The organism is Paenibacillus sp. FSL R5-0713 (assembly GCF_037973325.1).
Taxonomy (GTDB): Bacteria; Bacillota; Bacilli; order Paenibacillales; family Paenibacillaceae; genus Paenibacillus.
Genome location: NZ_CP150229.1, coordinates 1,151,797 through 1,167,978, shown reverse-complemented (window position 1 = coordinate 1,167,978; position 16,182 = coordinate 1,151,797). Strand labels below are relative to the sequence as shown.

12 protein-coding genes are annotated in these 16,182 nt (G+C 47.4%); 3 read left to right on the top strand and 9 right to left on the bottom strand.

Going from position 1 to position 16,182, the window contains the following annotated elements:
- Window positions 1-36 precede the first annotated feature (36 nt).
- Both MKZ12_RS05180 and MKZ12_RS05175 read right to left on the bottom strand, forming a co-directional pair.
- Window positions 37-882: a sugar phosphate isomerase/epimerase family protein gene (locus MKZ12_RS05180; protein ID WP_339239966.1), complete on the bottom strand. Its 846-nt coding sequence runs from the start codon at window positions 880-882 to the stop codon at window positions 37-39.
- A gap of 50 nt (window positions 883-932) precedes the next feature.
- Entirely contained in the window at window positions 933-1,574 is a 642-nt protein-coding gene (locus MKZ12_RS05175) for a carbohydrate-binding family 9-like protein (RefSeq protein WP_339259124.1), read from the bottom strand.
- A gap of 187 nt (window positions 1,575-1,761) precedes the next feature.
- Here MKZ12_RS05175 and MKZ12_RS05170 point away from each other — a divergent pair, with 187 nt between their 5' ends.
- Entirely contained in the window at window positions 1,762-2,667 is a 906-nt protein-coding gene (locus MKZ12_RS05170; protein ID WP_339259123.1) for a helix-turn-helix domain-containing protein, read from the top strand.
- A gap of 244 nt (window positions 2,668-2,911) precedes the next feature.
- Complete coding sequence (gene arr, locus MKZ12_RS05165; RefSeq protein WP_339239963.1) at window positions 2,912-3,328, top strand: NAD(+)--rifampin ADP-ribosyltransferase; 417 nt, start codon at window positions 2,912-2,914, stop codon at window positions 3,326-3,328.
- Between the two features lie 59 nt (window positions 3,329-3,387).
- Here the strand turns inward: arr and MKZ12_RS05160 are convergent, their stop codons facing one another.
- The 5 genes from MKZ12_RS05160 to MKZ12_RS05140 all read right to left on the bottom strand — a co-directional run bounded on the left by MKZ12_RS05160 (window position 3,388) and on the right by MKZ12_RS05140 (window position 8,980).
- Window positions 3,388-4,416 (bottom strand): LacI family DNA-binding transcriptional regulator, encoded by a 1,029-nt coding sequence (locus tag MKZ12_RS05160; RefSeq protein ID WP_278296594.1) that lies wholly within the window; start codon window positions 4,414-4,416, stop codon window positions 3,388-3,390.
- A 295-nt stretch (window positions 4,417-4,711) separates the two neighbouring features.
- Window positions 4,712-6,061: a sugar ABC transporter substrate-binding protein gene (locus MKZ12_RS05155; protein WP_339239960.1), complete on the bottom strand. Its 1,350-nt coding sequence runs from the start codon at window positions 6,059-6,061 to the stop codon at window positions 4,712-4,714.
- A 70-nt stretch (window positions 6,062-6,131) separates the two neighbouring features.
- Window positions 6,132-6,965 (bottom strand): carbohydrate ABC transporter permease, encoded by an 834-nt coding sequence (locus tag MKZ12_RS05150; RefSeq protein WP_339259121.1) that lies wholly within the window; start codon window positions 6,963-6,965, stop codon window positions 6,132-6,134.
- 12 nt (window positions 6,966-6,977) lie between these two features.
- Entirely contained in the window at window positions 6,978-7,868 is an 891-nt protein-coding gene (locus tag MKZ12_RS05145; protein ID WP_339259119.1) for a sugar ABC transporter permease, read from the bottom strand.
- 11 nt (window positions 7,869-7,879) lie between these two features.
- Window positions 7,880-8,980, bottom strand: coding sequence for a Gfo/Idh/MocA family oxidoreductase (locus MKZ12_RS05140; RefSeq protein ID WP_339239957.1), 1,101 nt, complete (start codon window positions 8,978-8,980; stop codon window positions 7,880-7,882).
- A gap of 639 nt (window positions 8,981-9,619) precedes the next feature.
- On the opposite strand from MKZ12_RS05140, the gene MKZ12_RS05135 reads away from it, so the two are divergent.
- Window positions 9,620-11,611, top strand: coding sequence for a DUF4832 domain-containing protein (locus MKZ12_RS05135; RefSeq protein ID WP_339259118.1), 1,992 nt, complete (start codon window positions 9,620-9,622; stop codon window positions 11,609-11,611).
- Between the two features lie 774 nt (window positions 11,612-12,385).
- Here MKZ12_RS05135 and MKZ12_RS05130 read toward each other — a convergent pair.
- Together MKZ12_RS05130 and MKZ12_RS05125 are read right to left on the bottom strand one after the other, a co-directional pair.
- Window positions 12,386-14,224 (bottom strand): ABC transporter ATP-binding protein, encoded by a 1,839-nt coding sequence (locus tag MKZ12_RS05130; protein ID WP_339239955.1) that lies wholly within the window; start codon window positions 14,222-14,224, stop codon window positions 12,386-12,388.
- Window positions 14,205-16,013, bottom strand: coding sequence for an ABC transporter ATP-binding protein (locus MKZ12_RS05125; protein ID WP_339259117.1), 1,809 nt, complete (start codon window positions 16,011-16,013; stop codon window positions 14,205-14,207). The genes MKZ12_RS05130 and MKZ12_RS05125 overlap by 20 nt, the downstream gene beginning before the upstream one ends.
- Window positions 16,014-16,182: the final 169 nt, after the last annotated feature.

Below are 16,182 nucleotides of genomic sequence, written 5' to 3'. Positions count from 1 at the left end.
AATGAATATCCCAATAAACGTTGTTATCCGAATTTATTACTGAGAACGCCCAAGAATGGCATCCATCGCTTTGGATGTATTGAATATGATCTGCTTCGAATGATGAGCGTAAGGCGGAATCATCTCCGCAGTCACGTAGTTGTCGTAACCAATAGCCTGTAATGCCTGCATCACCGCCGGATAATTCACATCTCCAGCCAGCAGATCCACAAATCCATGAAGCCCTCCCGCTTGACGACGGTAATCCTTGAAGTGCACCTTTTTGATCCGATGACCCAGAATGCGAACCCACTGCTCCGGGTAACCGTTCTGCACGACATTGCCCACATCGAAATACGAACCTATATACTCTGAGCCAAAAGAATCAATAAAGGCACGCAGTTCTAACGGTGATACCAAAAACTTGTTCCATACGTTCTCAATGCCAATGGATACGCCTGCACTTTTCGCATACGGCAGCAGGTGCGCAAGGGCTTCTTGCGCCCGTTCATAAGCAACTTCATAATCCGTCACTTCGCTGTCTGGAATGAAATCCACACCAACCGCGCCCGGAATGACCAAAATGGTATCCACACCAAATGCCGCGGCAAGTTCCAACTGTTTTTTACACACATCCAGTGCTTTCGTGCGAATCTCCGGACGAGCGCTCGTCATCGGGTAATCCCAGTACAACCCGGTTGCAAGTCCCGCGATTTCGAGTTCAGCTTCCTCCAGACGTCCCTGAATGTCACGAACCTCCTGATCTGTGGCAGACAGACTCAGTTCACCTTCTGCATTAAGGGATAGTTCAATCCCCTCAAAGCCAGCTTGCTTCGCCGTCTGAATACAATCCGTAATAGAGGCATCTCCTGGAAACGACCATATATTAATCCCTTTTTTCATCCGAATACCCTCCTCCAAAATATACAAACCTGTTCTTCAGTGATGCACAGCTATCCCAATTGAAAATAACCAAACCGGGCAGGTAGATGAAAGTTTACAGCCCCTGTGGGCTGCCATGCCTGATACTCCCGATCTCCCTGCACATTCTCATCAATACGGTACACGTTGACCCTCCAGCACACCCCTTTAGTCAGGGGCGACTGGAAGTTACTCGCTGGAATATGGATCAGATACACCCGATGGCCCTGACGATCCACTTCCACAGACGTATGCAACCCCTTCAGCTGCCAGGTTACATCTGCCTGGAATGCTGAACCTTCGTCGTTATTGTGAATGAATGCATCAAATATCACGTTGTGCGGACTGATCTCAAGTTCCATGTAGTTCCTGCCATCCCCCTGTTCATCAATGAACAGTTCAACCACATCCTGCTCGTATAATGGCTGGTTCCTTTCCGTGAAATCAGATACGACGTGATCATCCTGGCATACAAAGCGAATATGCAAGTATTCGGGACTCCAGCCAAATCGAACTTCTGTAGATTGATGAGGTGGTCTGCCTGTTACCGTGTCCACCAGTTCCACTGGAACACATCGCTCCCAATCCGTAGCCGTGGGAAATCCATTCTGTGCAACGGACCTGAGTCGTTCGCAACAATAACTCGTGCTCCGTTCCACCGGGAGAGAGTTCATGTCCATCCTCTCCTTTTTTAGCTTAATCCGTGATGTTGTCTCTCTCGTAAGAACATGTGATAATACATATATTATAAATAAATTACGTGATTATTTATTTAGGAGATAAAGAGATTATTTGCACAATTCCGTTCAGTTTCAATTAGATCTATTTGGCCCAATCTCATTGAAAAAGGAGATGGAACTTATGTCTCTGCAACAAGCGATATATCCTCTGCAACGAACCGTCACTTACAAGGAATGGTCTCCCAACGTGCATTATGCTCAATTCCAGAGCCTTCCTCCCGGCAAACTGGCAAAGCGGCGTTTGTATGATTTTGAACTTCTGTACGTCTCTCAAGGCGAAGCTGCAACTTATATGAACGATATTAATTTTAATCTGAAGGCTGGTCAGCTAATCTTGCTGCCTGCCGGTGTCTATCATCAGAATGAGGTGGTTTCCAGCCCGGAAGCACGTTTCATTGGCATTCATTTTGATTTCTTCAACGAATTGACCATTCAGACCGAGGCCGATATGGTTGTGAACGAAGAGACTGTTCTGCATCATAAATTCGCAGTGGAAGCTTGCGCAGAAGGCATGACGCCGCTATCCTTCAACCCGACCTATACCCCTTCTCCAGCTACCGTGCAGCTTATGGAACAATTGGTACATGAATTTACGATGCGCCCACCGGGATATGAGCTCGTATGCAAAGCCTTGATGCTGCAAATATTGACCCATCTGCTGCGTTCATCCTGGCGAAGTTCGTCACGCCATGATTCGGTACACGGAGAGAAGCTGCTTGAGCTCATGAAACGTATAGAGGGCGCCCCTTCCAATCCGTGGACCAATTCGGGCATCGCCAAACAATTAAACCTGAGTGTGGATCACATGGCCAAATTGTTCAAACAGATTGCGGGCATGCCGCCCAATGAATACATTCAATCCATCCGTCTAAGCGAGGCACGTAAGTTGCTGCGGGAAACCGATCATTCCATTGAGGCGGTCGGTATACAAAGCGGTTACCCGGACATTCATTATTTCAGCCGCATGTTCCGCAAATATGAAGGCATTTCCCCCCGGGAATACCGGAAGTTGTCCAGAATGCTATAAAAAAGGAGCAGACTGCCGAGTGCAGTCTGCTCCTTGCTTTTTGAAATATCACGAACAACATAAATAGTTCATTTTTCCGTGCCAAACCATACCCTTTAATTCAGCCTATATAGGTAATTTCCGCTCAATATCATTCTCTCTATTTCTATTGTAACGTTATTTTTATGTTTTTTATAGACTGTTTTTTTGGCGATTCCTACACTATACTGCTAAAATACAAATCTAAAAAAAGAGGTGCATCCGTATGAATGACCCAAAAAATGTATTAGATCATGGACCTTTTTTTCATGGTACTAAAGCAGAACTGAACATTGGAGATTTATTAGAACCGCAATACTTATCCAACTACCAAGATAAAAAATCTAACCACATTTACTTCACCGGAACATTAAATGCTGCTAAGTGGGGTGCTGAATTAGCAAAAACGAATGCCAAAGAAAGAATCTACATTGTAGAACCATTAGGAGATTTTGAAAATGATCCTAACTTAACGGATCAAAGATTCCCCGGCAATCCAACACGCTCATATCGATCTAAATCACCTCTAAAAATAGTAGCGGAATTAGCTTCCTGGGAAAGACACTCCGATGAAGAGATCAATCATATGCTCACCTCTTTAAAGAAACTAAGTGAAGAAGGGAAAAATGTGATCTACGATTAATTTCTTAAATCAAAAGTTCCCTTCGTCCAACTTGGACAAGGGAACTCTTGGGTTGATAGCTATTCTATTTTGCCATTGGAAGATTGGCGGAATATGCAGCGGTACGGAACGATCATTTTGACAGCCACTTCATATTGATGATCCAGATAATCGAGCAGCTGTTTAACCGCGAACATGCCCATCTCCAGCTTCGGTACATGAATGGTCGATAATGGCGGAGAGGTGAATTCGGATATTTCAATATTATCCACCCCAAAAAAGGCGATATCCTCCGGGATGCGGAGTCCCTGTTCTGTTGCAGCGCGCATGGCTGCAATGGCCATCATATCACTGGCGGCAAAAATGGCTGTAGGTCTATTCGCATTATTGGTAAATGCCTGCTTGGTCAATTCATAACTCAGCGAAACATCCCATTTCACATCAATAACCCAGTGATCATCAATCGTTAATCCCGCACCATTCATCGCACGTTGGTATCCAAGGAAACGTTTTTCCTCACGAAAATCATTCTTGTACTCCGCACCGCCAATGTAGGCAATGATCCGATGTCCTTGCTCAATCAGATGATTCGTGGCCTCTCTCGCCGCCTCTTCACGATCATAACCAACGACTGGAATGTCCGGGTCCGTAATGTCCACTCCAACAACAGTCCGTACATTGGCTTTGAGCCAGCGATAAGCTTCCGGGTCAATTCGTTCCACTACAATCATGCCATCAATCCGATGTTCCTTCACCAGAGATTGCAATTGTACGGTATCTCCATCGTTCTCGATGCTATACACAAATTCCAGCCGCATTCCCGCTTCAGCAAGCTGCTTCTCTATGCCTTCCATAATGACTGAAAAATAAGGGCTGTTGTATTTGTTCTGCGGAATGGCGACCACACAACCAATTGCATAGGCCGTTTTAGGTTCAGTCTTCTTTTTCTTGGCCGGACGCTGTGAGCGATAACCCAGCTCCTCAGCGGTGTCCCAGATCTTTTTGCGGGTTTCATCGCTGACCGATCGATTGACATCGTTCTTCATCACACGTGAAACGGTAGAGATCGATACACCAACGCGGTCTGCAATATCCTTCAATTTTGCCATGTGAAGTCCCCACCTTTCCTCTAATCTATGTATTTAAAACCCCATTCGTATTGGGGCAATTTCATTCCTGCATAACCAAATTTGCGGCAAATATAATTCTATATTTCAACTCATCATAAGTCAATGCGATACGAGGCATCGAACAACAAGACACCCCCTTCCCTTTCCTTTCCAACCGCCCCTTACAACAAAGAACACAGTCTCCGTAACATAATAACGGCAGCCAGGGAACTCGATCTCCCCACGACTGCCGCCAATTGGTTATAGCCTTCTATTTCTCCACCTCTTTATCTGCTTATTGCATCTTGGAGGCCAAATCCTTCAATGCTGCGGTTAGGTCACCGTCCCCAGCGAGAGGAAGTTTGAGTGATTGCTCGCCGTACGTCCAGACCAGATCGGTTTTCTTGGTTGTAAATGGGGATACAATGCCATACTGCTGAGCATCCAGGAAGATTTTATTATCTTCACCTACAGTAGCGATATAAGCATCCGCTGCGGCCTTGTTAGCCGGAATGGAATAGCCTTGCTTTGCAAGTTCAGTCTGTCCATCCGGACCCGCAAGCCAGGCAAGCAGCTTGTATGCTGCCTCTTCATGCTTGGTGTTGGAACTGATCGCAAGACCTGCCGGCTGAACAACAGTTTGGTTTGTTTTGAATTTTGGTAAATACGAGATACCGTAATCTACGCCAGCCTCCTGGTAGTTGGTTGTATTCCAGCTACCACCCGGATTCATCGCTACTTTGGATGTCGTAATCGCAAGATTCACCTGTCCACCTAAACCTTCAATCTGTGCAGGTGTGGTGTTGATCTTTTTATTTTTGGTCAAGTCAATAAAATAGTTCAGCACTTCCATCGCTTCAGGTGTCTCAAGCGCAAGGGAACCATCATCATTCACCAGCTTCGCACCATTGGACCACAGTTCCGGCTCCAGAAACCAATCCATCGTTGATCCTGGTGAAATGGACAAGCCCCACTGCTTGATGTTTCCGGCATCAAAACCCGCTTCGTCTGCGCTTTTCCCGTTCTTATCCAGCGTCAGCTTGGTTGCAATATCGGTAATTTCATCCCATGTGGGCTCGAGCGAAGGGACGGGAGCATCATGAGGATTAGTGGTTTCATTCTCAAAGATCGCCTTGTTGTAATACCATACGATGACGTTGGCATCGATAGGTAAGGATACTTGTTTACCCTGATACTGGTGAAGACCTAGCAGACTTTTGTCCACATTGTTCAGATCAAACTGATTTTCCGCCAGCAAGCCATCCAATTCCTTGAAAATACCCAGTTCGGCGTATTTCTCCACGTATGCATAACTCGTTTTGAACACGTCCGGCAGTGTCCCCCCCGCCGCATTCGCTGTCAGTCCGTCCCAATAGCTGCCCCAATCCTTGCCTTCCAGTTTGACCTTAATATCGGTATTGGCCTTCATGAACTGATCCAGCAGTTCCTGTGTACGATGAAGCTCTTCTGCCGTCCCCCATTGTGAGTACGTGATGGTTACCGGCTCGCCTGAGCCTTCACTGCTTCCGGAACCTCCAGAGTTGGCATTTTCCGACGATCCTCCATTCGCACATCCACTGATGACCACCATTGTAGCAAGTACAAGTGCCCACACATTGAATAGCCGTTTGCTCTTCGCTTTCATATACACAGCTCCCCTTTAAGTCATATCAATAAGTCCTGTTCACCTGAAAACCGGAAAGCAGGCAGCCTCTCTACCCTTTGGTGCCCGTGAGCACCACCCCCTCAACGATATAACGTTGTGCAAACAGATATAGCAGACCGATCGGAACAATACTGATGAATGCTCCCGCAGCAAGTGCTGGAAGATCCTGGCTCGTCTGACCAATCAGGAGCTGCAAGCCTACGCTCAGGGTGAACATTTCTGCATTTTTGATATACAGGAACGGCCCCAGAAAATCGAGCCAGGAATTCACAAAGGCAAAAATGATGGTTGTCATAATAATGGGTTTGGACAGCGGCATAATCACTCGTGCATATACCGTCCAGCGATTGCCGCCATCGAGATATGTAGCTTCATCCAGCTCCTGGGGAATGGTCATGAAGAATTGGCGAAACAGGAAGATATAATAGGCGCCTCCGAGCCAGGCTGGCACAATGAGCGGCAACCAGGTGTCAATCCAGTTTAACTTGGAAAAAAGGACGTACGAGGGAATCATCATAATGGACGGGGGAATCATCAACGTAACAAGTACAACCGGGAACAACATATTCCGGTATCTGTTCGCAAAGCGGGAGAAACCGTAAGCGACAAGTGAACTGGACACCACCGCTCCCGCTGCAACAGAAAAGGAAATGAACAATGAGTTTTGAATCCACTGCCACATCATCGGCTGTACAGCGAACAACCGTTCAAAGGCTTCCAGACTGAATGTGTCTGGCAGGATGGTTGGAGGTACCTTATACGTTTCCGCTTTGGTTTTCAGCATGGTCGAGAGCATCCATACAAGAGGCCCTGCGAATAGCATTAACGCTGCGATCAGCAACGTATATTGGGACGTTTTTACCGCTATTTTTCGGCTATTCATGTAACTCTCCTCCTATCGTTCTCCCTCGTAGTACACAAAGCGGTTTGATACTTTCATCAGGATCAGGGTGACAAGTGAGATCACGGCGAACAGGAAAATGGACTGTGTCATCGCCATGCTGAATTTCAGATCGGTAAAGGCCGACTTGTAGATATTGTAGACAAATGTATAGGCAGAGTAGTTCGGACCACCCTTGGATAACAGGAGTGCTTCCGTAAACATCTGAAAGTTATACATGGTCTGAATAATGATGACAAACAGAATGGAAGGACTGATCATGGGCAGCGTAATCTGGAAAAATCGACGTATCCCGCTGGCACCATCGATGGCTGCCGCTTCATACAGATGTCTGGGTACATTTTTCAGTGCAGCCAGGAAGATCAGTACCCCGCTGCCGGAGATCCAGACCTGAAGCATGATGATGACCGGCTTAATCGTATGTTCCCCGCCAATCCAGTCCACTTTGCCTATACCAAGTGCGCCAAGTCCAGCGTTCAAGATGCCAAATTCGGAGTTGAATACCAGCCGCCAGATTATGACCGTTGCCACAATCGGCACCAAGGTCGGCAAATAGAAGAAGGTGCGGAACAAGGCAATTCCTTTGACATTAAAATTAAGCAGCATTGCCAGACCAAGCATGCCTGCTGTTACAATCGGAACACCAAATACTACAAAATACATCGTGTTCAGCAGACTTTTCAAAAAGATGGGATCGTCCATCATGTGTGTAAAATTATCGATCCCGACAAAGTTGAAGTTGGTTGCTCCAGGAAGTCTGGCATCCGTAAAGGCATAGAATACCGAGGTTCCAAAAGGAATCATAAAAAAGGTGATAAATCCAATGATCCAAGGCAAAATGAAGAGAAAGAACAGCAGCGTGTCATATTTTCTCAACCTGTTCATGATGACACCCCTCAGCCTGAAATTTCTTCTAAATAGACATACCGTTCTTCCAAAATGGATTTCTCTGCCGCCAGGGCAATAAGCAACGCGTTACGACCAACCTGTGCACTTGCAAAAGGCTGCTTGCCTTCCTGTACACATTTAAGAAAATCAATACGCTGAGTCTGTCCCCCCGTATGACCGCCCATAATGGAATCCGACGTCACATCAATCTCCAGATGATCCTTCGTCCAGTCCTGCCCGCCAACGATATCAATCGTCTTGTCATTACGGGCCACCATCTGACCGCCATTCTCTCCGATCAAGCCAATCTCAAGCCCTTCTCCCATCAGATTGCGCGGTTTCAGATACATGCATAGGCCCAGATTGGCCTTGCTGCCGTTATCATAATCAATGGTGATAAAGGCATGGTCGACGATGGAGGTATCCGAGATTTCTTTTGTCGGATAGTGACTGTATGAATTCTGAATCTGATTGCGCTCTCCTTGCTTCATCACATGCTGGCCTCCAGAGGCAAACACGCGGACAGGCTTCGCCTGGATCATCCAGTTGAAAATATCGAAGTGATGACAATCCTTCTCTACAATCGCTCCCCCGGACTTGGTTTTGTCATAGAACCAATCCGCAGGTGGGAACGGGTCTCGGAATTCTTTGCACCACATCAATTTCACTTCGCCAAGACGGCCGTTCTCCAATTCCTTCTCCATTCGGCGATACAGATTCGAATACCGATAAACCAATCCGATCTGCAATACCTGTCCCGAGGCTTCCGCCGCTTCTATAATGGCATCACAGTCCTCAATGGTATGGGCGACCGGTTTCTCCAGAAATACATGCTTGCCAGCTTCCAAAAAAGCGACCGCTACTTCACGATGCAGATAGTTCGGCACACTGATGACCACCGCATCCAAATCTTCCTTGGCAAGCAGTTCATGATAATCACTAACTATAGTGGGGTTACTGTTCTTGAGTTCAGCCAGTGTACGTGCCACATTGGCCTCATTCATATCACAGATATAACGAACCTCACTCTCTTCGAGCAAATCAAAACCAATGCAATGATGTGACCCCATGTCTCCTACACCGATAAAAGCCATTTTTATCTTCCCCATGCTTACACTCTCCGTTGCTCATAAATTTGCGGCAAATGCCTTGACACCAATTCGATGTAAAGAAATCTAACAAGACGATGACTATGTAACGATAGTAAAATAGTTTTATTTGCTTGTCAATTGGTTTTGGCTAGATTTTTAATTATTTTGCCGCAACATATTTTCAAGCGTTTTTATATACAAATAAACTACTTAACTCTGAAATTATCGCGAATTAAGCGTTTACATTTTTATTTCTATGTCATATAATTTATTGTAATTATATTTTTTATTGCGGCAAAAATAACATTGAAATTATAAAAAATTATGTTTATTTTTCAATATAGCACTCTTATTTTCAATAGAAAACTCAATAAATTCTGGAAAAAAATCTATTGAATCTCCTCTATTCATCCCCTATAATGCAATTTAGACGCGGAATTCAAGAACTAATATCACATTTTATATTTGCCGCAAACTAATTCCCTCATCTTTTCAGTCATTTACCCTCACTTACTACCATGATTCTTACATACAACGTCATTATCGTACCGCTCCATGCGGATTCGAAAGGAGTTGAGCTTCCTTAACTGTCCCTCATGACATGAAGGTGTGACAGAACGAGTTATCATCCATAATTCATTATTCAGGAGGTATACCATGACAAGATTATTTGATCCAAGTAAGAGGAGCTTTGGACTATTTTTGGCTTTTGTCCTCATGATTACCCTGCTTTTGCCTGCGGGAGCCTTACCCAAAGCCTCTGCTGCAACCATCACCATTGATGGCAATGTGAGCGACTGGAGCAGCGTTAGTACTCTCACGACCAATAGCGGCACAGCCCAGACGCTCAAAGTAACGAATGATGGGACCAACCTCTATCTGCTCGTTCAAGGCTCTGGTCTTAGTACGGCGATGGGCAACTTCTGGATTAACACCGATAATAATACTTCAACCGGTTACCAGGCTGCGGGCTGGGGGACTACAGGTGTGGAGTGGCTCCTTGAAAATACGGGATTATACCGCTATGGCGGCAGCGGAACCGACTGGAGCTGGAATTTCAACAGCACATTAACAAGCTCCCAATTCTACCGTAGCTCCTCCATCATCGAGGTTGCTATCCCTCTCTCGACACTGCAAATCAGTGCAGGCAGTACAGTTCGAGTCGGGTATATCGATAACAGCTCGGATACATCCAGACTGCCCGCAGCTGGACAAACACTGCCCGCTTATCTCCTGACCTCGTCTGGATCGGGCGGGGGTACGGGGAACAATACCGTGGTGAATCCTGTAGAGCTGGACAGCCCACTCAACAATCCATTCAAAGGCTGGGCGCCTTCGGCCAAGAGCACGACATATGCACAGCCACACAGGCTCGTATATGCCGGCGTAACCTGGAAGGAGCTGGAGTCCACCAAAGGCACCTATGATTTTAGTGCGATTGAAGCCACCAATAATTTTGCCTACTGGAAAAGTAAAGGCGTCAAAGTGGTGTTTCGCTTCATTCTGGACAGCCCAACAGGACAGGCTCATCGGGATATTCCCGACTGGCTCTACAATGACATGGTTGCCCGTGGAGAATCACCCGGAACCGTATACAACGATATAACCGGAGGCATGGGTACGGGCAACAACATGGGCTTCTCTCCCAACTACAACTCCACCTATCTGCAAGAACGGCACCAATTAGCCATCGAAGCCATTGCCGCAAGGTACAATACGAATGATCGTCCGGTCGCTTTTGTCCAGATTGGTTCCCTCGGTCACTGGGGCGAGTTCCATACATGGCCTTATGTCGGACCCAATGGTGAAACCAATTACACAGGCGCTTTCCCTACCAATGACATCTCGAACAAGTATGTTCAGCATTACATTGATGCGTTTGCTGGCAAAGAGGACAAAATGCAGGTTCTGATCCGCCGCAGTATCGCCTTGGCGAAAACCAACAATAAAGGCATGGTTATGGGCATGTTCAACGATGTGTTTGGACATAAAGACAGCTTCGATGCCGATTGGGGCTGGTACACAGGTACCCAGAATGGCTATTGGGATGACATCGGCCAGCAGCAACCAGGACACCCGAACTTCTGGGAAACCCGTATCTCTGGTGGAGAATTTTATGGCGGTGCCTCAGGAATGTTGGCATCCTTAACCTCCGGTAGCGGATTTACGGAAACGTTGCGTCAAACGGAGCTAAGTAAACCAAGCTGGCTTGGACCGAATTCTCCGGCCTCACTCCCGCTGAATCATGCATTACAGGCCAATATTGACGCACTCAAGAAACGAATGGGTTACCACTTTGTCGTGAAGGAAATATCGCATCCATCCACCATTAGCGGAAGCACGTTTACCACAACGATTAAGGTGGAAAATAAAGGCGTACAGCATTTCCCGTTTGCTTGGCCGGTTGAGATTCAACTCCGCAGCGGCAATACCGTTGTTGCGAAGAAAACTATAAACGTTAATCTGACCACATGGAAAACGGGTACCTACACCTTGACCGACTCCATTTCGGTCTCCGGTCTTGCTGCTGGCACCTATGATATTGCGATTGCGATCATCGATCCATCAACAACTCAGCCTGGCGTGGACTTCGCCAATACGAATAAGCTGACAGACGGAGCATTTAAGCTGAGCAGTGTAACAAAGTAAATGTCAGGTTCAGATGCCGCGTTGCATAATGCGATGCATTTGTCAGTACATTTGTCAGTGCACTCGTCGGTGCATTCGCCATTGTACGTGTAAATTTCAAGTGCAGGAAAGAAGGCATAATCCTCATGCCCTCCTTCCTGCTCTTCCTTTGATTGCACCGAGTGACCAACTCCACAATAGCTCGGCAGCTCGCTTTCCCTCGGGTCAACCCTTTTTAACTTATACTTTGATTTCCTCAGCTTCAGCTTCCGACAAGGGCAACTCGCAGGTAGGTCCGAACGCTAACGAACATCAGGCACCTTATTCGAGGTTTTTTGCATGATCTCAAAATGTAACAAACTTCAGAAGCCTTATATTCCGATTTCCAGGCCAGCATCAGCTTAAAATACGCTCATTCAGGTCAATAACATCTGTCTGGTTCGTTAGAATCTCACAACCTTTGTATCTCGGCAAATAGCGTCTGTCATGTTCGTTAAAGTTGGTACAGCCTTTGCTGAGCCTGCATTGTAGTAACATCGAGTATGTTGACGATATGACAACTTCGAACGCTCTCCATTTCATATCACACATATAAAAAAAGGATTAGGGCCCCCTTCTAGGGTCTCCAATCCTTTTGTCAATATTGAGCCTTGTACACGTTAACGTCCTCACCAGAATAAAAGGTACAGCTCAAGTCATTTCCCAAACTTGAGCGCAAAGGGATCGTCAGCAGGACCGATTCCTGTATTCCTTCGTCACCTTGCCTTCCCTTACTGCTGCACCTTACTTATTGCTCTATTGCGCCTTTTTACGCAACTGGCTGTAATACAGCTCGCTGTAGAAACCGCCTTGTTCCAGCAGTGCATCATGCGAGCCTTGCTCCAGTAGATGCCCATCCTTCAGCACCAGAATTCGGTTGGCCTGACGGATCGTGTTCAGTCTGTGGGCAATGACAAAACTGGTCCGTCCCTGCATCAGACGTTGCAGTCCTTCCTGGATTTTAATCTCCGTAACAGTATCGATGCTACTCGTCGCTTCGTCCAGAACGAGGATGGAAGGGTCCGCCAGAATTGCCCGGGCAATGGCGAGCAGCTGCTTCTGTCCCTGACTGATACCACTTCCGTCGGCCTGGAGCACTTTGTCGTACCCATCCTTCATTCGCACAATGAACGAATGGGCATTCGCCAACCGTGAAGCGGCTTCCACCTCTTCATCCGTCGCGTCCAGACGGCCAAACCGAATATTTTCCCGGATCGTACCCTGAAACAGGAAGGAATCCTGAAGCACAAACGCCATATGAGACCGCAGATTCTCACGTCGAATGGTGGTCATATCACGACCATCTACCGTTAATGTTCCACCTGTCGGATCATAGAAACGGGATAACAGCTGAATCAATGTTGTTTTCCCCGCTCCGGTCGGACCTACCAGGGCAATCATCTCACCCGGTTTGGCTTCAAAGCTGATGTCATGCAAAATGTTACGTCCTTCATCGTATCCAAAGGATACTTTGTCGAAACGAACGGCTCCCTCCACCTTATCCAGAGATACCGCTGCCCCTTCATCCTTCGCTTCCTCATCTTCGTCCAGCACCTCGAATACACGCTCAGCCCCCGCAATTGCGGACAATAACGTATTCCACTGGTTCGCCAGATCGTTGAGCGGACGGGTAAACTGACGGGCATATTCCACAAAGATAATGATCACCCCGACCGTAACGGAACCCTGAATCGCCAGAATACCACCGATACCCGCAACAATTGCAAAGCTCAGATTATTCAATCCATTCATCAGTTTCGGAATAAAACCGGAGATGGTCTGTGCCCAGAATCCGGAAATCCGGATGCGGGTATTCCGTTCCTCAAAACCGCGAATCACCCGCTCCTCTTGGGAGAATGCCTTAATGATCTTTTGTCCGGATAACGTCTCTTCAATATAACCGTTAAGTTCACCCAGATTGCGCTGACGCTCCTTGAAGAGTGGTCCCGTTCTGCGTGTAATCCAACGCATACCAATGGCCATCAAAGGCACAACGATAAAGGTAAGCAGCGTCAATAGCGGGCTGAGCCACAGCATAACCCCAAACGTTCCGAGCAGCGTTAATACACTTGAGAAAATCTGGATGGCTGAGCTGTTCAACGTACCGCTGACATTCTCGATATCATTGGTTACCCGACTCATAATCTCCCCCTGCTGGCGTTTACCGAAGAATGGAATCGGCAGCTTGTGCAGATGGGAAAACAGATCATACCGCATGCGGAACACAGTTTCCTGTGCAATTTCGATCATCCATATATTTTGTAACCAGGATGTTAGAGAGAACAAGACGTACACTGCGGTTAATCCAATCAGAAACCGTGTCCAGCTTGAACCGGCTTCACCCGCGATGAAATCATCCACGGCCACCCCTACCATGTAGGGGCCAAGCAAAGCGAGTGCGGAGCTGGCAAGAACCATCAGCAATACCATGGACAGCTTGACCTTGCGCCGTGCCAGATAGGTCCAGATCCGACCAAGTGTACCGGACCAGTTCTTCGCTCTTGCCTTGGGTTTGCGACCACCGCCTGATCGTAACGTCTCCGGGTCAATCGGCGGTGGCGGCTGACGGAAAGGCTCAATGAATGCTTTGAACATGCTGTGCACCCTCCCCGTATTGTGATTCATGAATTCGACGATACAGCCCTGATGATTCCATCAGGTCTTCATGTTTTCCCTGTCCAATGAGTTGTCCATCATCCAGCAGCAGAATCAGATCCGCAGATGTCGTTGAACTGATCTTCTGGGTGATGATAAACGTCGTACACGACAATTCTTCCAGTGCATCCAGCAGTCTGCCTTCTGTCGCCACGTCCAGTGCGCTCGTGCTATCGTCCAAAATCAGAATACTTGGTCGGCGTACCAGTGCTCGTGCAATGGATAGACGCTGCTTCTGACCACCGGAGAGATTGACGCCCCGTTGACCCAGCAAGGTATCATAACCGTTGGGTAAATTCTCAATTGTTTCGTGAATCTGGGCGCGCTTGGCGGCTTCCACGATCTCTTCCAATGTGGCATCTTCTCGGCCCCAGGCTATATTCTCCCGTATGGAACCGGTAAACAGCACAACCTCCTGAGGCACATAACCAATCGAACCACGCAGCATGGACAGATCCAGTTCTGTTGCATCCGTACCATCAATCCGGACCTTACCTTGATCCTCCGTGTATAACCGTGGAATAAGCTGCACCAGTGAAGATTTGCCTGAGCCTGTTGCTCCCATAATGGCAATACGTTCCCCCGCTTTTGCGGTGAATGTGATGTTGTCCAGCACTGTAATTTCACTATTCGGATAACTGAAGCCTACGCTGCGGAATTCAACCGCTCCCTGCACAGTGCGCTGTTTCTTCGCTGAATATACAGATTGCGGAAAATGCGAAGATTGTACAGATCCAGCAGTTGGTGTAGTCGTTGATACCGCCTTATTCTGTTCAGTCTCTGACGTATCCTCCGTATTAAATACTTCATTCAGTCGTTGTGCCGAAGCGCTTGCTCTGGAGAACGTCACCAGAATCCATGATAATGCAGACATGGCACCAATGGTGCGAAGCAGATAGTTAATGACCGCAACCACTTCACCTACGGTTGCATTACCGGAGGCGATGTCAACTCGTCCAAACCATAACACGGCGATGATACAGACATTCATCATCAGCAGCATGAACGGCATCGTGGTCTCCGTCAGGCGCAGCGCGGAGATTGTGCCTTTCATCAGCTTGCCGCTGAATCCGGCAAAGCGTTCAATCTCATGGCCCATCCGTACGAAGACACGGATCAGCCGAATGCCTGTCAGATTCTCCTGGATGACTCCATTGACGGCATCCAGTCTGCGCTGCACATTGCGGAACAGCAGCGCTGCCTTTTTAATCATCCACACCACAACAATGAGCAGTACAGGTACCATGACAACCAGCAGCAAACCCAACCTCGGATTCACGATCACTGCCATAATCATGCTGCCAATGACCACCAGCGGTACACGTGTCATGAAGCGCAGACTCATGAAGACCGTGTCCTGAACCTGGGTCACATCTCCCGTTAATCGGGTAATCAGGGACGATGTCGCGAACCGGTTAAAGACGGCATAAGAGAACGTTTGCACTTTGTCATACAACTTCTCCCGCAGATCGTATCCAAACCCCAGGCTCGCATGGGATGCAAAGAACGAACTGGCAATTCCGGCAGCAAAAGCCACGACAGCACTGCCAACCAGCACACCCCCCCATAACCAGACAATAGACAGGTCTCCCTGCTGAATACCATTATCAATGATCTTGGAGATCAGATAAGGCTGAGCCAGCTCCACCGCAAGCTCAATTAACATCATGACCAGGGCTGCAATCGCGGCAACTCGGTATTTCTTCAAGTAGTACAACAGCTTGATCATAAGCATTCCTCCGGCTCGGAGCACCCTAAACCGATAACACGTTCCAGCTCAGAGCCTCCATTAGACATGTTGATTTCTCCACTGCGTCCAATATGTAATCATTTCTATGTACACATATGGTTATTATAGCGTATTTTACAATGCCGCTTCTATTCTTATTACCCTACTT